The organism is Evansella vedderi (genome assembly GCF_030813435.1).
Taxonomy (GTDB): domain Bacteria; phylum Bacillota; class Bacilli; order Bacillales; family Salisediminibacteriaceae; genus Evansella; species Evansella vedderi.
In genome coordinates this window covers 70254-95381 of sequence record NZ_JAUSUG010000012.1, presented here as the reverse complement: position 1 = coordinate 95381, position 25128 = coordinate 70254, and the positions used below count along the sequence as shown (strand labels likewise).

The following is a 25128-nucleotide window of genomic DNA, read 5'->3' as shown; positions in this document are numbered from 1 at the left end:
ATGTCTGAACCATTTGATGATATCCACCAAATTGAAATGGCTATTAAAGCAGCACAGAAAACAGTTGGAAATGCGACAATGAATATGGATCCTGAACAATTAGAAACTGCCACCAAGGCGCTTGAAGATGCTAAAGCACAGTTAAATATGGCAACGCAGCATCAATTGGATCCTGACTTTGTTCAGTACTCATCCGATTTAATCGAAAAATTAGAACATCAAATCAGCGAAGCGAAAGAATAAAAAAAGAGGTTACTCATAGGAAGTTAAGTCTTTCTGCGAGTAACCTTTTTTAATTACGATGTTAGCTCTAGTTGATTAGAAATCCTACTCATTAAAGCAGCCATTTGAGCTCTATTAATAATATTCGATCCCCCAAATGTATTAGGAGTGAGTCCACCGAAAATTCGGTGATGTGTTGTAGCGATAATGTCGTTTGTTGCCCAATGTCCTTCCCTCACATCACGGAAAGGATTATTCATTTCCGATGTTCGATTTAGTTCTAATGCTCGAGCAAGAATGACAGCCATCTGTTCCCGTGTCATAGGTGTTTCCGGAGAAAATGTAGTCGTTGTTGTACCACGCATCAGATTGTGCTGGTGAATAATTTCCATTTCATTTTTTGCCCAATGGTTAATGTCCACAAATGGGGAGGGGTTATTGGATAACCTTCTTAAACCAAGGGCTCTCACTAGTACTACAGCTCCTTGTGCACGAGTAAGGTTCTGTTCAGGTGAGAAGTTATCATTTCCAGTACCTCTCATCCACCCAAAGTTATTTACCCTTAAAATATCATGTAATGCCCAATGTCCTCTAATGTCTCTAAAATACTTTGGTGCTTGTACTAAACCATAGCCAAACCAGGAATCTCTTCCAATAGTTCCTAAGTCCATAACTTCTCTTTGCAATTTATTTCGGATAGCCCGTGCATTTAAATGTGGGAATCCCTCTTTAATTAATGCTAATACACCACTTACGTACGGGGCAGCAGCGCTTGTACCGTTGGCAGTAGTGAATTGATGATTAAGGGTTGTGCTGTAAATATTACTCCCTGGAGCACTAATCTCCACAGTGGGTCCGGTGGAAGAGAAAGGTGCACGATTATTGTTTTGATCTGTTGCAGCAACAGCAATAGTGGAAGGGTACTTAGCAGGGTAGGCCGTCGTATCACCGGACCCTTCACGCGTACCAAAATTACCTGCAGAAGCAACAACTAATATATTATTTTCATATGCTTTATCAACCGCATTCTTTAAAGCAAAAGAATCCCGTTCCATTCCTAAGCTTAAGTTGATAATGTCCATTTTATTAGCAATGGACCAATCAATGGCTGCGATAGTGTCTGATAAAAAACCACTTCCATTTTGATGTAAAGTTTTTAAGGCATAAATGGACGCCTCAGGTGCAATCCCTAGTAATCCATGACTTAATGCATTGGCACCAATAATTCCCGCTACATGGGTACCATGACCATTGTCGTCAACATAGGAAGTTGTATAATTAACAAAGGAAGCTCCTCCTGCAATGGACAATGAAAAATGGGGGAAGATGCCACTATCAATGACAGCTATCTTTACCCCTTTCCCCGTCAAACCTCCATTATGTGCTCGGTAGGTCCGGACCCTATCGTAACCCCAGTTTACCTCCTCAATAACCACTAGTTGATCTGGTTCTATAGATAGAACTTTCGGATGTTCGCGAATTCTATTTATTAAATGTTCTGGAAGGTAGGCAGAAACCATTTTTACCGTTTCCGCTTCATTAATAATCACTCCGTTATACTGCTCAATAACAGCCTTGTCCCATCTGGAGTCAGCTTCGAAAACAATGATATATCGTCTATATTCGTCGGGAATATTATATTCCGCTTTAACAATTTCGTCGAGAGTTTCCTCGGCTAAATTCTCTCCTTCCTCTTCTACATCCTCTACTTCCTCCTGAACAGTATCCCCTTTTCTCTCATACTCATCTGGTTCATTCTCTTCCATATCTTCTTCTATTTCTTCAAGGGGACTCTCTTCTTCTAATTGCTGGGCTTCAAAATTATTATCTTGATTTTCCCTAAAACAGGATGTTAAGACAATCATAATAAGGAGGAGTAAGAAGATTGCTCTAATGCGTTTCATTTCACCACCACCAAACCCCTCTACTTATAGTTTTCAAATTCAGCAGCCATCCGATGCATTAGTGCTGCCATTTGTGCACGTGTAGATCTGCTTCTTGGTCTAAAAGTTCCATCCTCAAATCCAGAAAGATATCCCTTTTGTTGAATAGCTAAAATAGAGCCATAGGACCAGTCATTTGGCGAAATATCTGGAAATGGGCTTCTAGAGGGCCTATTGAAGTCAAATTTAAAAATATTTTGTAATATGGCTGCTAACTGCTCTCTTGTTAAAGGATCCTCTGGACCGAATCGATTGTTTCCAATACCACTTACAATCCCATGGGCTCTGGCTATTTCAATTTCTCTCCTTGCCCAATGATCTCTAGTGTCGGTAAAGACGTTGGATTGAGAAGTGGAGTCAGTAAGCCCCAGAGCCCTAACTAAAATGACGGCTCCTTGTGCCCTCGTTAAATCCATTGCCGGAGAAAAAGTAGTGGAGCTTGTACCACCCATCCAACCACGATTGGCTACAGCCATAATATTGCTTGCACCCCAATGATTATGCGGTACGTCTGTAAAGTACCTTCCGTTTAACCATAACGTATAATAATTCCAAGTGTCCGGTGTTTCATGTGTTAAGGCCCAGGAGCCCGTTCCTTTAATACCGTACTTTGGGATCAATTGTAGTTTTGCCTTTATGGACCGTTCATTTTCATACCAAATCACGTACTCTCCTCGGGTTAATTTTGTCGTACCTAAGAAAGCTTCCTGTCCTGAGGGAATGGTGAACGTGGCATAAGGTGTTTGGGATCGATTGTCAAAATGAACCCGACCATTAAATTGTCTTACTAACGGTGCTACCCTTCTACTGGATAATCCTTGACCCGTTATATTTCTCCCTTCTAATGTAGGGCCGTCTAACTTCCATATTCGTCCGTAAAATGGAAGGCCATTGACAATTTTGTTTTTAGGAACCCCTTCATTTATGGCAAATTGAAGGCTTCTTTCAAAGAAAGATAAACTGGAAACAGGTCCAATGGGACTATCGGGACTAGCCCATGATTCGTCATAAGCCATAATCATTAAATAATCGGCATGCTGGGCCATGCCTTTATAGTCGTAAAATCCATGCCAACCGGTAGTCCAACCATTCGGATTCCCAGCCACAGCCACAGATACTTCCTTATGCTTAGGGATATATTGCCTTAAAAGTCGAATAAGATCCGTATGTTCATCACGATAATTTCGTGTAACTCCAGAATGATTTCCTGACCTAGGAACACCTTCAATATCCACATTTACCCCATCTAAATTATATCTTTCAATAGCGGCAGCTATATCCCTTGCTAACTTATCCCTTTTTTCCAAACCATTGACCCCTGCAGTTATATCCCAATGATTCGCAAGGAATGGGACGACTTTTTTTCCTCGACGGTGCATCTCATTAATAAAGGAAGTATTGATTCTCCATTCTATAATTTCTAAATCTCCATTTTTATTAATGTCAAAATAATTTGGGGAAGCAACATACAAACTTCCTTTAGTATCATCTACTTGCTGAATATACGTACTGGGGTTTCCGAAAAAGATATAAGACATATTGAACTTTTCTGTTTGTGCTGAAAACTGGTATGCTCCTATTGTCAAAAACGCGATAAAAATCACAATGAGACTTGTTTTTCTTAATAATTTCATAGTAAACCTTCCTTGTTGTTCTTATTGTGACTTATTCAATAAAAGATAGTTTAAGTGTGTAGCTGTTGTCTGTCCGGACCACTTCGAACACTTGATTATTTATTTCTAATGGTTTTGTAACCACGTTTGAGAGGTCAGCATTAGCCCCAATATGGAAGTCATTTAAAATCATATCTACCTCATGGGTTTCTAAAGAGTTGTTCATCATCAGCAGTAGCTGCCACCAACTTGTAACCATGGAAAACCTGTGTTGATCAGTGTTTCCTTTACCTATGATTTCTATCTGATAAGCTTGTTCTGGCGATGAAACGTAAACTCTTAAAAGGGAATGATTTAAATCTGTTTCGTAGTATTGATCGTTTTCTGTTTCTGTAAAAGTAAAGGTGGATATGTAATTCTCAAAAGTAAAAGAATCGGATATGGCATTCCAGCGCCCTATAAATTCATCGGTTGTAAAAGGAATGTTAACAAATTCAACCGGTGTTTCTTCGTCTAACTCTTCTAACTCTGTTTCAACATCTTCCTCCGTTTCTTTTTCTATATCATCCTTAACATTCTCATCGAGTTTTTCTTCTTCCTTTTCATCTTCAGGTGAAGGAGGGGTATCTTGTTCTTGAGTTGGCACTTCTTCTAAATCAGCCACTTCACCTGTATTGATCTCCTCTGTCGAATTGCCATTTCTATCATTTGTCTCTAATCCACGGAAGTCGTCTTGAGTGTTTTGTTGTTGACAGGAAATAAGTAGGAAACAAATGGCTATAATGATTGCAATAAATCGCGGCCTCATATTTTCACTCCCGAAATTATTTTAATCTATGTCTTTTATAGTGTTCTATTTACAGTAAAAAATTACTACTATCTAAGATTATATATAAAGAAAGTTTTTACTCTGTATTTATTTTATCTCCAACAGCAATTTCATAAGTGGAGATAGTTCCTATTGGAAGCTCTAAACAGGAAACGGCATTTTTTACAGGGAAGATTACCGTCCAAGGTTTTACGTTAGGGACTACTCTAATGACTTGATATTCCTTGTCCAAGAAGACCACATCAATCGAAATAAACATAAAAAACATATGAATGGAATTACAAGGCTTCAAAAGTAAACCTTCATTCATTAAAGGTGCTTTTCTAAACATTAATCCAAGGAATCTTTTTCCAAATGAATTTGCTATTTGAATAGAAATTGGCGTTTTTACTACCTTTTCTCTTTTTGTAATTTCCATATTGTTAACATTCCTTCCTTTTTATCCATTAACTCCCTGTAGTTTTACATTTGAGGGGGTGATATTATTCTTCTTGTGAGGCGATTACGAAAAACAAAATAAATTCTTTCGCAATTATATTTACTTTTTTAACACAGTAATCGACGATCAAAAAATATAAAAAAGGGTGGATATAATAGATGAAAAATTTATTTACGAAATTAGTACGCGGTGAAGAAGGTCAAGGGATGACAGAATACGGATTAATCCTAGGATTAATCGCAGTAGTAGCCGTGGGAGCACTTGCTTTACTTGGTGACGAAGTAAAAGCTATTTTTGATAACATTACAGGATCATTTACAAACCCTAAAGGTAATTAATCTAAATAAATAAAAACAGAATAAATATTCGAATCAAGCTCTTCTTTTCATCTATGCCATGAGAAGTAGAGCTTATTTTTTGATAAAAATGGTGGAACTGTTAAACGATAAGTGTACTAGTAATCAACAAAGGGGAGTGGTTGGATGATAAATGTGGTCCTTGCCATTGTTTTACTAATCAGTCTTATAACTGATTTAATGTATCGGAAAATTTATAATGTCATTACATTTCCAGCCATCCTTTTTGGACTTACTTATCATACATGGATAAATGGATGGGAAGGATTTTTATTTAGCGGAATTGGATTTGTTGTAGGAATGTTACTCCTTATTATTCCATTTGCATTAGGTGGTATGGGTGCAGGAGATGTGAAATTACTTGCAGCCATTGGCGCATTAACTGGGACAGGGTTTGTATTTGCTACCTTTTTATATACATGTATTGCTGGGGGAATTATGGCTTTACTTATCATCCTAATGAGAAAACGGTCTAAAGATTTAATCATGAGAATAAAAAATGCACTTACTTTTAAATCAATAAATCACATGGACGATAAAGAGCTTCACCATGCTTTCCCCTATGGAGTGGCCATATTTATCGGTACCCTTTGCGCCTATATACTGGGGGGATCGTAAATGAAATTTATAAGGTCGGAGAAAGGGCAAGGAACGGTGGAGCTTGCAATCTCCCTTGTTCTTCTCCTTATTTTACTTTTCGGTATTATTGACTTCGGACGAATATTTCACGCCAATTTAGCATTAAATCATGCTGGCCGCGAAGCGGCAAGGGTCATGAGTGTTGGGGGGCAGGATGCGGATATTGTAGCTATCGTTCGCAGTCAATCGGTAGGGCTTGACCCGTCTAAGATTTCCATAAACGTAACTCCTAGCGCTACAGAAAGAAGAAGGGGAACGAACGGTACCATCCATTTAACGTATAGTCTGCAAACATTTACACCATTTGCATCTTCAGTTTTACCTAATCCAATCGTTATTAATAATAAAACCGTAGCAAGGATTGAATAGACATGAAAAAACTGATAAAAAATGAACGAGGAGCAGTCATCGTTTTAGTTGCCTTTTACATGACAGTAGTAATAGGTTTACTAGCTTTAGTAGTGGATGCTGGTTCGTTATATTTAGAGAAATCAAGACTCCAAAAGGGAGTGGATCTTGCTGTACTTGCAGGGATGCAAAACCTGCCAGATCTACCAGAAAGGGCATTGTCTGCAGCTTCCAATGTAGCCCTTGCAAATGATTTAAAAGAAAATGAAGTGGCTTTTTCCATTAGAGAAAATGGAACCATTCTTGCTGCTACTGCAAAACGAAATGTTTCCTTTACCTTTGCGAGGGCGTTAGGATTTTCGGATCAAATAGTTACTGCTTCAGCAAAAGGACGTGTAGGTTCCTTAACTGGAGTAAAAGGAGCTTTACCTCTAGGGGCCTACGGTAATCAGATGTTTACATTTGGAGAACGGGTTACATTAAGGGTAGGTCCAGGAAGTCAAGAGGCTGGAACCTTTGGTGCTCTGGAGCTAAGTGGGGGCGGTGCCTCCGATTATGAAAGGGATTTAACGAGAGGTTTCGCAGGAGTCTTATCCATTGGTGATGTAATACTAACACGAAGTGGGACAGTGGCAAACCCAACCTTTCGAGCCATTGATGCAAGGAAAAAGGAATGTCCCTATCATAGAGCTGGTAAAACGCCAACTTATAAAGACCATCCTGACAACTGCCCCCTCGTTGGAATAATACCTATATTTAAAGAAATGGTACCAAATGATTTCAGCAGGGTACAAATAGTCGGGTTTGGATCCTTTTTTATCGAGGATGTTGGAAGGGCTAATGAAGGAGCACCCATTACAGGAAGATTTATTCGATATTCATTTTCTGGTGATTTCGCCCCAGAACTAAACCCTTATGGTGCCTATGCTTATAAATTAGTGGAGTAAAATTTGTTGTAAAGGAAGAAAATGATAATGAACATGAAAAAGGTTTCGGTCATTTCCATCATTTTTGGTGTCTTAACAGCGGCGTTATTGATGTTGTTTATTTCTAACGCTGAGGAAGAAATGGCTGATATGGATGAAGGTACCCTTTTAGAAGAAGAGGAAATAGAGGAAGAAGATCACTCGACCTTATTAGATATCTCAGAAGGTTATCGTGCCATATCCATAACAGTGGATGAAGTACAGGGAGTTTCTGGTTTTATACGACCTGGAGATTATGTAGATGTTATTTCTCACCTACCTACAGAAGCGGGAACACCAATGACACAAATTCTTTTACAAAATATTAGGGTTCTTTCTGTAGGAAGTCCTCAAACGGTTGTTGAAGAAGTTACTTCATATCGGACAGTCACTTTGGAAGTAACTCCTGTAGACGGTGCAACCTTGTCCCTTGCATCGGAAAACGGACTTGTTGTCTTCATTTTAAGGGGAGCTGATGATAACCATATCGGCCCTAATGAGAAGGTAAGGATTGAGCAGCTTCAAGAAGGGGAGTAGCCCAATATGAAACTAAAGTGGTACGTGTTGTCTGAAAATGAAAGCGTCATAGAACCATTGAAAGTAACCGTAAGGAAAATGGGGAGTTCATTAAAATATTTCTCTACTGAAAAAAACTTAAAAAAAGAATTAAATGCAAAAGAACCCTCTGTGATTTTTCTTCATGAAGGTTCTGATTACAATATTTATGATTTATGTGGCGAGATCACCTTCACTTTTCCCCATACTGCAATTATCTTAATCAGTACAGAAGTAGATTATAAAAGTGCCATGTATGTGGGAGCAGTGGACATTATTCAATCACAGTTAAAAGAAGACGAAAGGAATCAAGCTGCACAAAAAGCAATAAATGTCATTGAGTATAAGCTGGAGAAAGTACCAGTAGAACCGGAAGAAGTGGCAGACGGAAAAATCATTACTGTTTGCAGTACGAAGGGTGGCGTGGGGAAAACGACCATCAGTGTCAACTTAGCTGTTTCCTTAGCTAAGCAAAATTACAAAGTAGCAATTGTTGATTTAGATCTTCAGTTTGGGGATGTTTCCATTTCATTAGACATCCACCCGAAAAAAACAATTTATGATTGGATAAAAGAAGCTTATGAGGTGGGGCGTGAGGATGTTTCAAGCTTTATGACAAAGCATTCAACAGGCATTGAAATTATGCCTGCACCAACTCTTCCAGAATTTGCAGATATTGTTACTGGCGAAAGTGTTGCCTATTTATTAGAGAATTTACAAAGGAACTTCGACATTATCTTAGTGGATACTCCTCCAGCCTTAATAGAAACATCCCTTGTTGCTATTGAGCGGTCTGACACTATTTTACTTATTACATCTATGGATTTACCAACCATTAAGAATGGAAAGATCGCCATAGATACCCTTGAGTTATTAGGGTTAAAAGACAGAATTAAAGTTGTTTTAAATCGGGATACGCCAATGGATGATATGGACATTGATACGGTTGAAAAAATTCTTGGAATGAATATATATTCAAGAATTCCAAGTGATTATAAAGTGGTAGTTATCTCATTGAATCAAGGAAATCCCTTTGTATTAACACACCCTAAATCACATGTGGCTAGAGGAATTGAGCAATTGTCACTTAAGGTAACAGATAATGAAGAGGCCAATTCACGAAATAACAAGTTACTCAAACGTTTATTTAGTAGGAATAAATAAGTAAAGGGGAGGGTTTCATTGTCACTATTAAAACGCCTCAATGAAAAGAATATAACAGATCAAGATAAGAAACAAAGCTTTAACAAAAATGAGGGGAAAGTAATCCTTCCTTATCGTCAAGAATTACCCATATTTGTAAAACTTCATAAATACGTGATGGATGAATTAAATATAGGTGCTGATGTTTCTGATGAGAAACTAATGGAGGTTATTCCAGGGATTGCAGAACGCTTTTTTGAGAATGAAGGGGAACGGTTGACGTTCGAAGCAAAGCAGCAAGCAGTGAAACGTGTAATTGATGAACTAACTGGATATGGACCCATTACTTCCTTATTAAATGATAAAGATGTTTCGGAGGTCATGGTCAACGGTCCTTTTCAAATATATGTAGAAAAGAAAGGACAAATACTAAAAAGTGAAGCCCAATTTCGAGATAATGATCATGTGTTGCAGGTAATCGAGAAGATTGTTGCTCCCTTAGGACGAAGAATAGATGAAAGCAGCCCTATGGTAGATGCCCGTTTAGAGGATGGAAGCCGTGTAAATGCCATAATTCCTCCTTTATCCTTAGTAGGCCCAAGTCTTACCATTCGTAAGTTTCCTGAAAGCCGTCTAGGAATTGATGACCTGATCGGATTTGGTACTTTAAGTAAACAAATGGCCGAATTTTTAGATGGATGTGTTAAAGGTCGTTTAAATGTTTTTATTAGCGGAGGTACAGGTTCAGGGAAAACCACTTTACTAAATGTATTATCTAACTTTATTCCAATGAACGAGCGGATTATTACTATTGAGGATGCAGCGGAATTGCAGCTTGGACAGGATCATGTTGTTTCCTTAGAAACAAGGCCCCCGAATATCGAAGGAAAAGGTGAAATTACGATCAGGGATCTTGTGAGAAACTCGTTACGTATGCGACCGGACCGTGTCATTATCGGGGAAGTAAGAAGTGCTGAGGCATTGGATATGCTTCAAGCAATGAATACTGGACATGATGGATCCTTAGCTACAGGACATGCCAATACACCAAGGGATATGATTGCAAGATTAGAAACAATGGTATTAATGGCTGGTATTGATTTACCTTTACGTGCCATTCGAGATCAAATAGCAGGAGCGGTTGATTTAATTATTCAGCAATCAAGATTAAAGGATGGGAGCCGAAAAATTACCCATATAACGGAAGTTGTTGGAATGGAAGGAGAAACGATCGTCCTCCAAGATTTGTTCGTTTTTAAGCAAACGGGAATGGATGCTGATGGAAAAATTGAAGGGAAATTTGTGTCTACTGGTATTCGACCTTATTGTGCAGATAAACTAGAACGTTACGGTATTAAATTGCCTTCTGAATGGTTTGAAGGGGAGGGATAAAAAATGATCTTCGTTTATGCCATCCTTTTTACAACAGTATTTTTTGTTCTGCAATTACTATTTATGAAAAAGAAAAATCGTTATCAAAAACGAGTGGAAAAGTATTTACCCCGTACAGAAAGGACGACACAAACGGAGGCAGCATCAACAAAAATTCTAAAGGAAGACAGGAAGAAATTCTTAAAGGGTCTTATATTAATCATTTCTAAGCTATTTGTGGGAAGACATATGGCAATAAAATGGAAGGGGAAACTCGATCAGGCAAATATCCAAATGAAGGCTGAAGAATTTCTAGCTTGGCGTATACTTATTTGTGCAGGTGGAGTATTAATCGGTTTTCTATTGAACGCCCCATTAACGGCAATATTATTAGTGTTCGTTGCTTTTCTCTTTCCGGCAGCATATGTGGACCGCCGTATTAGATTACGATTAGTAATGTCTGAGAAACAATTGCCTCAAGCACTAGGGACAATGTCTTCTGCCATGAAGTCTGGTTTTAGCTTTATACAAGCAATGCAACTCGTAGGAAAGGAAATTCCTGATCCGATAGGTACTGAATTTAACCGAACAATCCGTCAAATTAATCTAGGCGTAACAATGGATGATTCCTTTAAGCAATTACTGGAAAGACTCCCTAATCAGGATATGGAATTGATGGTTAATGCAATTCTTATCCAGCGTACAACTGGAGGAAATTTAACGGACATTTTAGAAGTAATGCAAGAAACCCTTCGTGAAAGAGTCCGATTCCGTGAAGAACTAAAGGCATTAACGGCACAAGGAAAAATGTCTGCCCTAGTTATTTCCTTGCTACCCTTAGGGGTAGCAGTGTTATTAAATATAATGGATCCTACTTACTTCATTCCTATGCTGCAGCATCCATTAGGATGGGCTCTTATAATTGGTGGTATTTTTTCGGGGATTATGGGATGGGTCATGATTCAAAAGATTGTTAAAATTGAGGTGTGAAAAAATGTTATCACTCCTATTGTTCTTATCAGCTAGTATATTTTTTACTTTGTTAACAATGATTATCCTTTCTTCATTATTTAAGCGTAAATTACAGTTAGAAAAGAGGGTGAACGCTTTAGTAGTAAATTCAGATAATGAAGTGGAGAAGGATACACAGAAAGAAGAGGAAAAACAATTAAAAACACAAGAAAATAAATTATCATTATTTTTAATGAAATGGATACCGGAAGAAAGATATCAAGATCTTGATAAAAAACTAGGAAGTGCCGGGCGCCCATTTCAAATGCAAGTACCAAATTTAATTTTTATCCAACTCATCTTAGGTATTGGGTTATTCTTGTTTGTGTTATTACTATATTTACCTAATGCAGAAAGGGCATTTAACGTTATCTTTTTCGCGATTGTATTGGGAGTGATAGGTGCATATTTCCCTATTTATTTTCTACAGTCAAAAAGGAAACAAAGGATGGCAGAAATTCAAAGAATGATGCCTGACTTTTTTGATATGCTTAATTTGTCTGTGGAAGCGGGACTGGGATTAGATGCTGCTTTAAAAAAGATTGCAAACCAAGTTAAAGGCCCCCTTTCTGAAGAATTTCTTCAAATGTTAGATGATGTAAAATTAGGTAAAACAAAAAAACAGGCAATGTATGATTTGAGAGATAGAGTACCGTTAGAGTCTTTTCAGTCAATGATTAACGCCATTATTCAAGCAGATTCCATGGGTATTGGTATGACAAAGGTACTACGGGCACAAACGGTAAGGATGCGGGAATCTATGCGCCAGGCATCTAAAGAACAAGCCATGAAAGCTCCTGTTAAAATGCTGTTACCGATGGTATTCTTTATTTTTCCAACACTTTTCATCGTACTACTTGGCCCTGTAGTTATAAGATTAATCACTGAACTGTTGTAAAATAACCATATTAACAATAGTAAAGGTAAAAATGTTAACAATTAAAGAAATCTGGTACTTTCCCCTTGTCTAATGGAAAACATGCAACGTATAATAGTAGTTACTAGGGGAGGTGAATACCATGAATTCACTATTAACAGATCGTTTAGGGAGACCTTTAAGGGATTTACGTATTTCAGTTACAGACCGCTGTAATTTCAGATGCAGGTATTGTATGCCTCCGGAAATTTTTGATAAAAACTTTCAGTTTTTACCCAAAACGGATGTTCTTAGCCTTGAGGAAATAGCATATCTCACAAAACTTTTTGTAAAGACTGCTGGTATTAAGAAATTGCGTATTACAGGTGGGGAACCTTTAATGCGTCAAAATTTACCCTACTTATTTTCTCTATTAAATGAGATTGATGGAATAGAAGATATAGCTATGACTACTAATGGTGCCCTTCTTCCAAAATACGCGAAGGAATTAAAGGAAAATGGATTAAACAGGGTTACCATAAGTATAGATAGTTTAAATGATGAAAAGTTTCGCTATATAAATGGTCGAAATATCGGTGTACAGAAGGTTTTAGATGGTATTGAAGCTGCAAAAGATGCAGGGTTACAAGTGAAATTAAACATGGTAGTAAAACGGGGAATGAATGAAGAAGATATTTTGCCTATGGCAAAGTTCTTTAAAGATAAAGATGTGATTTTACGTTATATTGAATATATGGACGTTGGAAATTCTAATGGCTGGAAGCTGGATCATGTCATTAGTAAAAAAGAAATTTTTTCTATCATCAATAAGGAACTACCTCTTGAACCGGTGGATGCGAACTACACTGGTGAAGTGGCAAATCGTTTCCGTTATAAGGATGGAGAAAATGAGATTGGTATTATTTCTTCCGTAACAGATGCCTTTTGCTCCACATGCTCTCGAGCCAGATTATCTGCTGATGGTAAATTAATTACCTGTTTATTTGCTTCTGGGGGGCATGATTTGCGTGATTACCTCCGCAATGGCGCAACAGAAGAGGAAATGATTCAACGAATTATTGATATCTGGTCAAACCGCCATGATCGTTATTCAGAGGAACGACTAAAAAACACCGATAAAAGACAAATAAAGAAAATTGAAATGTCCCATATAGGTGGGTGAGACTTAATAGGTCCGTTTTTACTTTTTAAGTCAGCCTCGAACTATTTGCGAAGCCGCCGCAATCTTAATAAAGCCCACTACGAGAGGTTTTCTCGTAGTGGGCGAGTAACGAGCGGAGCAAAAACCATTATTTTAGTACTACTTATAAGTTATCCTGTTTTTTTAATTTGGATTAGTAATGTTCTCAATTTTAGGATTAAGGAAAATCATCTGTCCCATGTCCTCATCATAATCGACTGTCATACCGTCAAAATACCAACTTTCTTCCTCTAAAAAACAAAAAATAATATCCTTTTGTATCATTGATATATAATCTAATTCCGGTTTTCCTCTCCTCACACCAACGGAGAATCCACCAGACCCAATTCCACCTACTCTTACAAAGAAAGTTAAATGATCCCCCTTTCGTAATCCCATTTCATTTATATATAACTGAACAGCTTTTGCTGAAATAGTAAAATCCATGGTCAACACCTCCTAAAAGTATCCTAATGGAAGCGCAGTAAAGATTCAACTGATTTAAACATTAAGGATTTCTTTTATTTGGGCTATTTTCATAAAGTTGTTTTTTTAAAAGTGTAGAGAAGCGGAAGGCGGCGACCCCATCGGGAAAAGCAATATTAAATATTACAACAATCATAATAAAACTACCTTATTTTTTACTGTATAATTTGGAATATAAAGGTATAATAGTAAATGGTTTGTTGAAAAAATAATAAATGCTGTTTTAATTTAGAAAGGGGCTTACTTATGGTTGAGCAACAGTTCAGGGAATACATAAAAACGATTAGTAATTATCAAGAGGCAATAGGCGTCTTAGGTTGGGATTTGCGAACCGGCGCGCCGAGAAAAGGTGTGGAACAACGCTCGGAGGTAATCGGTACATTATCATCAGAAGTATTTAAGATGAGTACATCGGATGAAATAAAAAATTTTATTAAGAAATTACGTGAAGAAAGCACTTGGTTTCAATTAGATGAGGTAACGAGAGGATCAGTCAAAGAGTGTGAAAAGGAACTGAAAAAACTAGAGAAAATTCCAGAAAAGGAATTTAAAGATTATGTTATTTTAACTTCAAATGCTGAATCTGCTTGGGAAGAAGCGAAGCATAACTCCGATTTCGCTTCCTTTCAACCTTATTTAGAAAAAATTGTAGATTTTAACCGAAAGTATGTGGAATGGGTAGGGTATGAAGGTAACAAATATAATGCCCTTCTAGACGATTACGAGCCAGGCTTAACGGTGGATATTATTGATGATGTATTTGGAAAGTTAAGGGAGGCTATTGTTCCCCTTGTTAAAGCCGTTACGGAATCACCTAATCAACCAAAAACAGATTTTCTTTTCGAACATTTTCCTACAAAAAATCAAGAAGCACTTAGCAAAGAAATATTGAAGAGTATGCAATACGATTTCGAAGCTGGGAGATTAGACACTGCTGTCCATCCATTTGCTACAGGGTTAAATCCTGGGGATGTTCGAGTAACAACAAAGTACGACGAGAAAGATTTCCGTACAGCTGTTTTTGGTACTATTCATGAAGGGGGACATGCTTTGTACGAGCAAAATATTGATAAAAAATATATTGGAACTCCTTTATGTGATGGTACATCCATGGGAATCCATGAATCCCAATCATTATTTTGGGAGAACTTTGTAGGGCGTAATAAAGCCTTTTGGGAGAAGCATTATGACAAATTGAAAGAGTATGCCACCGGTCAATTTGATGATGTGGATCTGGATACCTTTTATCGTGGTATAAACGTTGCTGGTCCATCCCTTATCCGTATCGAAGCGGATGAAATGACCTATTCCCTTCATATAATAGTTAGGTATGAACTAGAAAAAGCATTGATCAATGGAGAAATAGAGGTGAAGGATCTTCCAAAAGCATGGAACGATAAAATGGAAGAGCTTTTAGGAATTCGCCCTTCTAACGATGCGGAAGGTGTTTTACAGGATGTTCATTGGTCAGGGGGTTCCTTCGGTTACTTCCCTTCTTATGCACTTGGATATGTCTATGCAGCCCAACTGAAGAATGCTTTAGATAAGGATTTGCCTAATTATGATGATTTATTACGTGAAGGCAACTTAGCTCCTATTAAAGAATGGATGACAAAGCATGTTCATCAATTTGGAAAGAGTAAGGAACCATTAGAAATATTAAAGGATGTAACAGGGGAAGGAGTAAACCCTTCTTATTTAATTGATTATTTGCGTGAAAAATATAGTGAGGTTTATAAGTTATAGTTTTATTTAGAGGGTGAGCAGAAGGTATGGTTTTTTACCTTTTGTTCACCCTTTTATTATTCAAAAGGCTCTGTTAAAGATTATTGTTGACTTTTAACAGGGTTGATTGTAGTGAAAGGCGCGAGACTTCTGCGGGAAAAGCAAAAGGGCACTGAAAAAGTCATATATTTTTCACTGAGAAAATAGCAATCGCTCCGCGCGTTGCGCGCCTGCTATGAAAAAACCACTCATAGCAGGCTTTAAAAATCTTGCAACGACTTCGCTGATTGCTTCGAGGCCACTGAAAAAGGGAAAAACATTCTTTTTCAGTGGCCTCGAAAAGCAACTACTGAAGACCCCGCAGGGACGAGCGTTACTTCACGAATACGCTTCGAGTTGTCTCGACGGATGCAGCTCCAAAGCAGTGCAAGCAGAGGAAGAGACACAGTTTTTCCCGAGGAGGCTGAAGTGCTGTCCGCGGAAAGCGAGCATCCTGAAGTGAAAATCAACATCAAAGTTTAACAGAGCCATTAAAAAAAATAAAATAAATATAAAAACAAGTTTGGGGTTTGTTGAATAGTATAGTATTAATTAATTTCTTGATTCGATTTTAAAATGTAATACAAATTAAAAGAGGATATGAAGACGAGAAACTCGAATTGAACTAGACACAATCTTTTTAAAACCGGTTATGTAAGGGCTCACACGAGAAAAGGGGGATGACTGGTGTTTAAAAATATTTTGTTGGCTGCAGACGGTTCGACACATTCAAAAAGGGCAACGGAAAAGGCCTTATACTTGGCGAAACTGTCCGATGAATCTATAATTACATTGGTACACGTTGTTGACGATCTTCCTGCTAGGTCAGATGTATTGGATGGAACGATGTATTCTAGGATAACTATGCCTGATTATCAAAAGGAAAGAACCTATGAAATTGAAGAATGGATTAATAGGGAAGGTATTTCCCTTGAGGTGAAGCATGTATATGGTGAACCAGGTTCTTCTATCGTCCGGGAAGCGAATAATGGAGACTATGATTTAGTTGTAATAGGGAGCAGAGGATTAAACCCGTTTCAACAAATGGTACTTGGAAGTGTCAGTCATAAAGTAGCTAAACGGGTTAAATGTCCTATTCTTATTGTAAAATAAAAAATTGTTTAAAAACAAGAAAAATAGTGTAACCATAATAAAAAGCCAAAAAACCTTAAGGAGGATTTCGCTTTGGAAAATCCAACTCGAAAAGAAATCAAGGAAATATTAGATAATGCAAAGAAAATAGCCATTGTTGGTTTATCCGATAATCCCTATCGAACATCCTATCAAATTGGAGAAGCCCTTCAAGCATCAGGATATGAAATTATCCCAGTAAACCCTAATATCGACGAGGTTTTTGGCATAAAGGCACTTGCATCATTGAAGGAATTAAAGGAACCTGTAGACATAATCAATGTTTTTCGCAGGGAAGAATATTTAGCAGGTGTTGCTAGAGATGCGGCAGAGGTAGAGGCCGATGTATTTTGGTGTCAATTAGGCTTAGTTGACAAAGATGCTTATGAAGTTGCAAAAAATGCTGGAATGACCGTAATTATGGATCGGTGTATTAAGGTTGAACATGCTTTAACAAGGGGATAACTGAACAATTATCGCAACCGGAAAACATTCCGGTTGCGCTTATTTTTTGAAATTATATTTTAAGGATTCATTGACAAACTCACTAGTTATTCTTTAATGTAAATTACTAGGACGCACTTTTTAAAAGCTCTTTTCGTAGTTAATTGTTGAAATTCTATAACTCGAAGGAGTGAAAGGCGGTGACTCCAGTGGGAAAAGCAACGGCTGAAGACACCGCAGGGTGGGTTTCCCGAGGAGGCTGAAGCGTTGCCCGCGGAAAGCGTCCGCCTGTAACGGATTCGAGCTAAATTAAAGCTTATTTCAAAACAACAGTCTTTTAAAAATCAGCCTTTTTGAAAGTCTTTCATTTATTTTTACCATTATTTATCGAAAGACACGGATAGTTGTGTTATGTTATATATTAGTTTTAGGTTCTTCGGATCGAGAAAGGGGAAGAATTCATTGTCAATGAAACAAGCCTATGAATACAATGATGATTCAATACAAGTTTTAGAAGGTTTAGAAGCCGTTCGTAAACGGCCTGGTATGTATATAGGAAGCACGGATCACCGTGGTTTACATCATCTTGTCTTTGAAATTGTGGATAACTCTGTAGACGAAGCTCTAGCAGGCTACGGAAATGAAATTACCGTTACGATACATAAAGACGATAGTATAAGTGTAAAGGATAATGGCCGTGGATACCCTACGGGAATGCACAGTACTGGTAAGCCTACTCCGGAGGTTATCTTGACTGTACTACATGCTGGGGGCAAGTTCGGCCAAGGTGGTTATAAAACAAGTGGAGGACTCCATGGGGTTGGTGCTTCTGTAGTAAATGCCCTCTCAAAATGGTTGGAGGTTACAATACACCGTGATGGAACTATTTATAAACAACGCTTTGAAAATGGTGGGAAACCGGTAACAACTCTAGAAAAAATCGGCACAACGAGAAAAACAGGAACTACCGTCCATTTTAAACCGGATCCTACTATTTTTAGTACAACCACATACTCCTACGAAACGTTAGCAGAACGTCTGCGTGAAGCAGCGTTCCTATTAAAAGGTCTTAAAATTGAATTAATTGATACGAGACCAAATAGGGAAACAGACCGAGAAGTTTTTCAATTCGAAACAGGCCTAGAAGCCTTTGTGGAGTACTTAAATGAGGAAAAGGAAGCTCTTCACCCTGTTGTTTCCTTTCAAGGAACGCAGGATGAGATTGAAGTGGACTTTGCCTTTCAATATAACGATGCATTTACTGAAAATATGCTCTCCTTCGTTAACAATGTGAGAACAAAGGATGGGGGAACCCATGAATTAGGAGCAAAAACAGCCGTAACTCGAGTTGTTAATGAACACGCGAGAAAGCTGCAATTATTGAAGGATCGAGATAAGAACTTAGATGGAAACGATATCCGCGAAGGTTTTACAGCGATCGTATCTGTTCGTGTTCCAGAAAGTAAGCTTCAGTTTGAAGGGCAAACGAAAGGGAAACTAGGAACACCTGAAGCCCGTTCTGCGGTGGATGGGATTGTTTCGGAGAAATTAAGCTTCTTTTTAGAAGAAAATCCTGACTTAAGTAATTTATTAATTAGAAAAGCCATTAAAGCTGCGCAAGCACGGGAAGCTGCACGTAAGGCCCGTGAAGATGCTAGAAGTGGTAAAAAGAATAAACGAAAAGATGCCATGCTTAGTGGTAAGTTAACGCCGGCACAATCAAAAAATCCAAAACGTAATGAGCTCTATCTCGTTGAGGGTGACTCTGCAGGTGGATCTGCTAAGCAAGGAAGGGACCGTAAATTCCAAGCTGTCTTGCCACTCCGAGGTAAAGTAATTAATACTGAAAAGGCAAAGCTTGCAGATATCATGAAAAATGAAGAGATACGTACGATTATTTATGCTATTGGTGGCGATGTAGGTGCGGATTTCCACATTGATGATATTAACTACGATAAAATTATTATTATGACGGATGCCGATACAGATGGTGCCCATATTCAAGTGCTCTTATTAACTTTCTTCTATCGATATATGCGCCCGCTAGTCGAAGCAGGTAGAATTTATATTGCACTGCCGCCACTTTATAAAGTTAGTAAAGGAACGGGGAAAAAAGAGAAAGTGGAATATGCATGGGACGAGACTGGCTTGAAAGAAGCTATTAAAAAAGTGGGTAAAGGGTATACCATCCAGCGATATAAGGGTCTAGGTGAAATGGATGCTACACAATTATGGGAGACAACCATGAATCCGGAAACAAGAACACTTGTACGGGTTAAAATAGATGATATTGCAAGAGCGGAACGACGAGTAGCCACGTTAATGGGGGATAAAGTAGAACCTCGACGTAAATGGATTGAAAGAAATGTGGAATTTGGTTTAAATGAAGAAACGAATATACTAGAAAATGAAAATTTGTTAGTGACAGAGGAGGAATAGTCCTTGCAGGAGAAAGAACGTTATTTGGACCTGCCTCTGGAGGATGTCATTGGGGACAGGTTTGGACGATACAGTAAATATATTATTCAAGACAGGGCATTGCCGGATGCGCGGGACGGTCTAAAACCTGTTCAGCGCCGTATTTTATATGCCATGCATGTGGACAGAAATACGGCAGACAAGCCTTTCCGTAAGGCGGCTAAAACAGTAGGTAATGTAATTGGTAACTATCACCCACATGGTGATACTTCCGTATATGATGCTATGATACGTCAAAGCCAGGATTGGAAAATGCGCCACCTACTAGTGGAAATGCACGGTAATAATGGTTCTATTGATGGGGACCCACCAGCTGCAATGCGTTATACGGAAGCAAGGCTTTCTGCCATTGCTTCAGAACTACTATCTGATATTGATAAAAATACCGTTGATTTTATGCCTAACTTTGACGATTCACAGGAAGAGCCGGTAGTGTTACCTTCTCGTTTTCCGAACCTGCTTGTAAATGGTTCAACTGGGATCTCCAGTGGTTATGCGACAGATATTCCACCTCACCATTTAGGGGAAGTTATTGATGCCGCCATACACCAAATGGAAAATCCCGGATGTGAATTGGATGAGTTAATGAATTATATCAAAGGTCCAGATTTCCCAACAGGTGGAACTATTCAAGGAATAGAAGGCTTAAAGAAGGCCTATGAGACCGGGAAAGGAAAGATAGTCCTTCGGGGAAAAGCAGAAATTGAAGATCTTCGTGGTGGAAAACAACAAATTATTATTACGGAAATACCTTTTGAAGTAAACAAAGCAAATCTCGTGAAAAAAATGGACGAGTTGCGTATTGATAAAAAAGTAGATGGTATTGCGGAAGTACGGGATGAAACGGACCGTACAGGCTTAAGAATTGTCATTGAGTTAAAGAAGGATGCAGATGCACAAGGTATTCTCCATTTCTTATACAAGAATACGGACTTACAAATTTCCTATAACTTTAATATGGTGGCCATTTCTAACAAGACTCCAAAGCTAATGGGCTTAAAGTCCATGTTAGAATCCTATGTGAATCATCAAAAGGATGTTGTAACCCGCAGAACACAGCATGATTTATCGAAGGCTAGGGAACGTGCTCATATTGTGGAAGGATTAATTAAAGCTATTTCCATCCTTGATGAAGTAATCGCTACCATCCGCGCATCAAAGGATAAAAAAGATGCAAAGGATCGTTTGCAGGCAAGCTATGGTTTTACAGAAGCCCAAGCTGAAGCTATCGTAACGTTACAGCTTTACCGTTTAACGAATACAGATGTGACAATCCTTCAAGAAGAAGCGGACGAGCTGCAGAAGCTAATTGAAAAGCTCGAAGCTATTTTAGGAAGCGAAGCGAAGCTTGTTGGTGAAATTAAGCGAGAGCTGAAGGCTATTAAAAAGAAATATGCAGATGAGAGAAGAACAGTCATTGAGAAAGAAATTGAAGATCTTAAGATTAACCTAGAGGTAGTTATTCCTTCTGAAGATGTAATGGTTACTGTTACGAAGGAAGGGTATGTAAAACGTTCTAGTATGCGATCCTACGCAGCTTCCAACGGTGAACCGCCAGGAATGAAGGAAACGGACCGACTGTTATATTCTTTGGAGCTTAATACGACAGATACATTACTGTTATTTACGAAAAAAGGCTCTTATTTATTCCTACCTGTACACCAACTCCCAGAAATTCGTTGGAAGGACAGTGGCCAGCATGTAGCCAATATCATATCCATGGATAATGATGACCAGATCATTACCGCCATTCCTATAAAGGAATTTACGGAAGATAAATACTTGTTATTTGCAACCAAGCAAGGAATGATTAAACGTTCTGTATTGTCCGAATATAAGGCACAGCGTAATTCTAAAGCATTAATGGCAGTTAAACTGAAAAAAGATGATGAAGTAGTGTATGTAAGTTTAACAGATGGAAGACAAGATATTTTTGTGGCTACCCATTTAGGGTACGGTTTATGGTTCTTAGAAGACGATGTAAGTATTACTGGTCAGCGTACTGCTGGTGTTAAGGCAATTAACTTGAAAAAAGATGATTTCGTCGTTAGTTGTATGGCATTTAGTCCAACGGAGCAACCGAGGTTATTCCTAGTAACTCAACGTGCAGCCTATAAAAAAATGAAACTAACGGTGTTTGAAAAGTCCACTCGTGCAAAACGAGGGTTAGTGATGTTAAAGGAATTAAAACGATATCCACACCGCGTAGTCTCGCTGCTACCAGTGAAAAATAATGGTAAAGTATGGGTAAGAAGTGAGAAGGGAACATTAGAGTCAATAGATGTAAAGACTGTTCGTTCCAATGACCGTTATACAAATGGTTCCTTCCTGTTCGATACAACAGATGCCGGTGAAGTAGTGGAAGTATGGTATGAACCTGGTGAAATTGACGAAACGGAGCCAGAAGAAGATGGTGGTAATGATCAACAAGGTGCATCAGAAGATAATTCCGCAGACATTGATCATGATCCGGACACCCCATCATTATTTTAACTAAATATATCGTTCACAAAACGTTCACGGACCCGGTCCGCGAACGTTTTTATTTCGTAATAGGACAATGAGAGTCGCTCATATATTTAAGGTGGCTTTATTTTTTAAGGAGGAGTGATAATGAAGAATTTTACCCATAAAAAAACGTATCATCCTTACATCAGTCCCCTTGACCCTTGCCCACCTATTCGTACTAAGACTTATTCAACCCCACCACATCTTTATATGGGGTTTCAGCCGGAAAATTTAGAGCAATTTAATCCGAGGGAAGCTCTTCAAGCAGGAACCCTTTGGAAAGCATTTTACGATCCCTATTATGGACCTAAAGAAAAGGGGCGAGGTCCTAATGAGTAACAAACAGATGCCAAAAGAGTTTTATACGATGATGGAGGAGCTTCAGTCCATTGATTTTGTACTTGTTGATCTTACATTATACTTAGATACTCACCCAAATGATTATAAGGCAATTCAACAATTTAATGAGTTCTCTCAAGCTCGTCGACAATTAAAAAATCAATTTGAAGAAAGATTTGGGCCACTTCAGCAGTATGGTAACAGCTATAGTAACTATCCTTGGAATTGGAACGAATCACCTTGGCCTTGGCAGATATAGATACAAGAAGGGAGAGAGTTACTTTTGTGGATTTATGAAAAAAAACTACAATACCCAGTAAAAGTACGGGAATGTAATCCAAGGTTAGCGAAGTATTTGATTGAACAATATGGTGGGGCAGATGGAGAGCTTGCTGCAGCTTTAAGATACTTAAATCAGCGTTATACGATTCCTGATAAAGTTATAGGTTTGCTAACGGATATCGGTACAGAAGAATTTGCTCATTTAGAAATGATAGCTACAATGATTTATAAACTGACAAAGGATGCTACTCCCGAGCAATTGAAGGCGGCAGGTATTGAGGATCACTATGTAAATCATGACAATGCTTTATTTTATCAAAATGCTGCCGGGGTACCATTTACCGCGTCCTATATTCAAGCAAAAGGGGATCCTATTGCGGATTTATATGAGGATATTGCAGCAGAGGAAAAGGCACGGGCAACTTACCAATGGATTATTGATATGAGTGATGACCCAGATTTAAACGATGGCCTTCGTTTTCTCAGAGAAAGGGAAATTGTCCATTCCCAACGATTCCGCGAAGCTGTGGAATTACTCAAAGATGAGCGGGATAGAAAGAAAATATTTTAATTGAAAATCAAAAGTTCACGGAGATGGAGCCGTGAACTTTTTTATTTAAAAAAGCAAATCTGCATATCTTTTACTTTATTTACAATAATAAAACATAGAAAGGAAGTGACTGCATGTTTGGGAAGTTATTTAAGAAAAAGGAAAATAATCCTATTCAAAAGCTATCCTTTGAAAATTATTTGGCAACTGTAGTTGACATACATGCGGAACTTCCAAAATCAACGGTAACAGTCAAAGAACAAATGGACATCATTTTTTCTGATACCTCTGATTTCACAGAGAGAAAATTTCACTTGAAATCAGGACGTTCCGTTTATATATGTTATTTTTCAGCACTAATAAGTCAACCACAGCTAGAAGCTTCGGTGATTAAACCTTTAATTCAAAACGATGTTAATTTTAGAGATGCAGATGATTTAGGAAACATACTTTCCGTTACTAAATATGAACAGACAGTTAACTGGAAAGGTACCGTTGAAAATATATTAGACGGAAATATTGTTCTGCATATTGATCAGTTAAATCCTATTATCTTATTTTTAGCAGAGAAAACAGGGAGAAACCCAACAGACCCAACAACGGAATACCAGGTTTATGGTGCTAAATTTGGTTTTATTGAAGACAGTCGTAAAAATATAGGGATTATGCGGCAATTTATTAAGGACCCACGTTTAAAAAGCCGTGCCTATGATATTGGAGTTGTTAGTAAAAAACAAGCTGCGATCCTTTATTTGGAGCAATACTGTCAACCAGAAGTGGTGGAGCATCTAGATTCCCTATTAAATTCCTATAATAAAGAGCATTTACAATCGATTGGTCAACTTTCAAAGTATATTTCAAAGCATCCTAATTCCCTTTTCCCACAGGCAACTATGTCAGAACGACCGGACCTCGTTTCTTTTGCCTTGGTTCAAGGGAAAGTCGTTATATTTATAGACGGGTCTGCTTTTTGTGCCATAACACCAATCACATTTATGGATCTATTGGAAACAAGTGAAGATCACTTTTTCTTATCAAGGTGGAATCTTTTATTTATAAGGTTTCTGAGAATAGTCTCTATGTTTATTGGAACAATTTTGCCAGCTTTATATGTTTCCTTAGTTGCTTTTCAACCTGAACTCATACCTACAACTCTAACTATAAGTGTTGCCCAAGCGAGGGTACAAATTCCTTTACCGGCAACGGCGGAAGCCTTTTTAATGATGTTTGCCTTAGACGTATTAATCGAAGCAAGTTTACGTCTCCCGAGTTTTGTGGGACAAACCATTGGTATTGTTGGTGGTTTAGTTATTGGTACTGCAGCTGTTGAGGCAGGGCTGGTAAGTCACACAATGGTTATCGTTATTGCCTTTACGGCAGTGGCAACATTTACTTCACCATCGTGGGAATTTGTATCGACCTGGAGGATTATTCGTTATTTATTAGTCGCAATTGCTGCTATGTTAGGTCTTTATGGCCTTGTCTTGGCAGTTGGGTTTTTATTAGTCCACCTCTGCAAATTAGATTCCATGAATAAGCCATATATGTATCCGTTAGCTCCTTTTGACGGAAAGGAATTAAAAGCTTTCTTTTTTCCTAAACGGTAGGATTATTCAAGATTTTCAGATAGTCTAATACTACTGAAAAGGTTAAAA

25 protein-coding genes are annotated in these 25128 nt (G+C 38.2%); 20 read left to right on the top strand and 5 right to left on the bottom strand.

The features are described from left to right. Positions 1-243, top strand: coding sequence for a DUF2564 family protein (locus J2S74_RS15275; protein WP_307326880.1), 243 nt, complete (start codon positions 1-3; stop codon positions 241-243). A gap of 53 nt (positions 244-296) precedes the next feature. On the opposite strand, the gene J2S74_RS15270 is transcribed toward J2S74_RS15275, so the two are convergent. The 4 genes from J2S74_RS15270 to J2S74_RS15255 form a co-directional block, all read right to left on the bottom strand. Then, positions 297-2126 (bottom strand): S8 family serine peptidase, encoded by a 1830-nt coding sequence (locus tag J2S74_RS15270; RefSeq protein WP_307326878.1) that lies wholly within the window; start codon positions 2124-2126, stop codon positions 297-299. A gap of 20 nt (positions 2127-2146) precedes the next feature. After that, positions 2147-3799, bottom strand: a complete 1653-nt coding sequence (locus J2S74_RS15265; RefSeq protein WP_307326876.1) for an S-layer homology domain-containing protein — start codon at positions 3797-3799, stop codon at positions 2147-2149. A 31-nt stretch (positions 3800-3830) separates the two neighbouring features. Next, positions 3831-4586, bottom strand: coding sequence for a hypothetical protein (locus tag J2S74_RS15260; protein WP_307326874.1), 756 nt, complete (start codon positions 4584-4586; stop codon positions 3831-3833). Positions 4587-4683: 97 nt separating this feature from the next. Then, positions 4684-5025, bottom strand: coding sequence for a DUF192 domain-containing protein (locus J2S74_RS15255; RefSeq protein WP_307326872.1), 342 nt, complete (start codon positions 5023-5025; stop codon positions 4684-4686). 179 nt (positions 5026-5204) lie between these two features. Here J2S74_RS15255 and J2S74_RS15250 point away from each other — a divergent pair, with 179 nt between their 5' ends. The 10 genes from J2S74_RS15250 (at position 5205) to moaA (ending at position 13473) form a co-directional block, all read left to right on the top strand. Further along, a complete protein-coding gene (locus tag J2S74_RS15250; RefSeq protein WP_307326870.1) occupies positions 5205-5384 on the top strand; it encodes a Flp family type IVb pilin in 180 nt (59 codons plus the stop codon). A gap of 144 nt (positions 5385-5528) precedes the next feature. Further along, positions 5529-6020: an A24 family peptidase gene (locus J2S74_RS15245; RefSeq protein ID WP_307326868.1), complete on the top strand. Its 492-nt coding sequence runs from the start codon at positions 5529-5531 to the stop codon at positions 6018-6020. Beyond that, complete coding sequence (locus tag J2S74_RS15240; protein WP_307326866.1) at positions 6021-6410, top strand: TadE family protein; 390 nt, start codon at positions 6021-6023, stop codon at positions 6408-6410. A gap of 2 nt (positions 6411-6412) precedes the next feature. Next, the gene (locus J2S74_RS15235) at positions 6413-7336 is read left to right on the top strand and encodes a pilus assembly protein TadG-related protein (RefSeq protein ID WP_307326864.1); all 924 of its coding nucleotides are present in this window, start codon (positions 6413-6415) and stop codon (positions 7334-7336) included. 27 nt (positions 7337-7363) lie between these two features. After that, on the top strand, positions 7364-7891 hold the full coding sequence (cpaB, locus tag J2S74_RS15230) for a Flp pilus assembly protein CpaB (protein WP_307326862.1): 528 nt from the start codon (positions 7364-7366) through the stop codon (positions 7889-7891). A 6-nt stretch (positions 7892-7897) separates the two neighbouring features. Continuing rightward, entirely contained in the window at positions 7898-9073 is a 1176-nt protein-coding gene (locus J2S74_RS15225; RefSeq protein ID WP_307326860.1) for a CpaE/TadZ family protein, read from the top strand. An 18-nt stretch (positions 9074-9091) separates the two neighbouring features. Continuing rightward, the gene (locus J2S74_RS15220) at positions 9092-10444 is read left to right on the top strand and encodes a TadA family conjugal transfer-associated ATPase (protein ID WP_307326858.1); all 1353 of its coding nucleotides are present in this window, start codon (positions 9092-9094) and stop codon (positions 10442-10444) included. Between the two features lie 3 nt (positions 10445-10447). Next, positions 10448-11413 (top strand): type II secretion system F family protein, encoded by a 966-nt coding sequence (locus J2S74_RS15215; protein WP_307326856.1) that lies wholly within the window; start codon positions 10448-10450, stop codon positions 11411-11413. A gap of 4 nt (positions 11414-11417) precedes the next feature. Then, positions 11418-12332 carry a type II secretion system F family protein gene (locus J2S74_RS15210; protein ID WP_307326855.1) on the top strand — a complete coding sequence of 305 codons (915 nt, stop codon included), beginning with the start codon at positions 11418-11420 and terminating at the stop codon, positions 12330-12332. Positions 12333-12453: 121 nt separating this feature from the next. Further along, complete coding sequence (gene moaA / locus J2S74_RS15205; protein ID WP_307326853.1) at positions 12454-13473, top strand: GTP 3',8-cyclase MoaA; 1020 nt, start codon at positions 12454-12456, stop codon at positions 13471-13473. A gap of 162 nt (positions 13474-13635) precedes the next feature. Here moaA and J2S74_RS15200 read toward each other — a convergent pair whose 3' ends face one another. After that, on the bottom strand, positions 13636-13938 hold the full coding sequence (locus J2S74_RS15200) for a hypothetical protein (RefSeq protein WP_307326851.1): 303 nt from the start codon (positions 13936-13938) through the stop codon (positions 13636-13638). A 285-nt stretch (positions 13939-14223) separates the two neighbouring features. Between J2S74_RS15200 and J2S74_RS15195 the strand changes: the two genes are divergently transcribed. From J2S74_RS15195 to J2S74_RS15155, 9 genes are all read left to right on the top strand, one after another. Next, the gene (locus J2S74_RS15195) at positions 14224-15723 is read left to right on the top strand and encodes a carboxypeptidase M32 (protein WP_307326849.1); all 1500 of its coding nucleotides are present in this window, start codon (positions 14224-14226) and stop codon (positions 15721-15723) included. A 705-nt stretch (positions 15724-16428) separates the two neighbouring features. Beyond that, on the top strand, positions 16429-16854 hold the full coding sequence (locus tag J2S74_RS15190; RefSeq protein ID WP_307326847.1) for a universal stress protein: 426 nt from the start codon (positions 16429-16431) through the stop codon (positions 16852-16854). A gap of 72 nt (positions 16855-16926) precedes the next feature. After that, on the top strand, positions 16927-17337 hold the full coding sequence (locus J2S74_RS15185) for a CoA-binding protein (RefSeq protein WP_307326845.1): 411 nt from the start codon (positions 16927-16929) through the stop codon (positions 17335-17337). A 447-nt stretch (positions 17338-17784) separates the two neighbouring features. After that, positions 17785-19755 (top strand): DNA topoisomerase IV subunit B, encoded by a 1971-nt coding sequence (parE, locus tag J2S74_RS15180; protein WP_307327019.1) that lies wholly within the window; start codon positions 17785-17787, stop codon positions 19753-19755. 3 nt (positions 19756-19758) lie between these two features. Continuing rightward, positions 19759-22287 carry a DNA topoisomerase IV subunit A gene (parC, locus tag J2S74_RS15175; protein WP_307326843.1) on the top strand — a complete coding sequence of 843 codons (2529 nt, stop codon included), beginning with the start codon at positions 19759-19761 and terminating at the stop codon, positions 22285-22287. Between the two features lie 120 nt (positions 22288-22407). Further along, on the top strand, positions 22408-22641 hold the full coding sequence (locus tag J2S74_RS15170) for a spore coat associated protein CotJA (protein WP_307326841.1): 234 nt from the start codon (positions 22408-22410) through the stop codon (positions 22639-22641). Beyond that, positions 22634-22900, top strand: coding sequence for a spore coat protein CotJB (locus tag J2S74_RS15165; protein ID WP_307326839.1), 267 nt, complete (start codon positions 22634-22636; stop codon positions 22898-22900). Before J2S74_RS15170 ends, J2S74_RS15165 begins: the two co-directional genes overlap by 8 nt. Before the next feature lie 24 nt (positions 22901-22924). Then, positions 22925-23494, top strand: a complete 570-nt coding sequence (cotJC, locus tag J2S74_RS15160) for a spore coat protein CotJC (RefSeq protein ID WP_307326837.1) — start codon at positions 22925-22927, stop codon at positions 23492-23494. Between the two features lie 113 nt (positions 23495-23607). Continuing rightward, positions 23608-25080 (top strand): spore germination protein, encoded by a 1473-nt coding sequence (locus J2S74_RS15155; protein WP_307326835.1) that lies wholly within the window; start codon positions 23608-23610, stop codon positions 25078-25080. Positions 25081-25128: the final 48 nt, after the last annotated feature.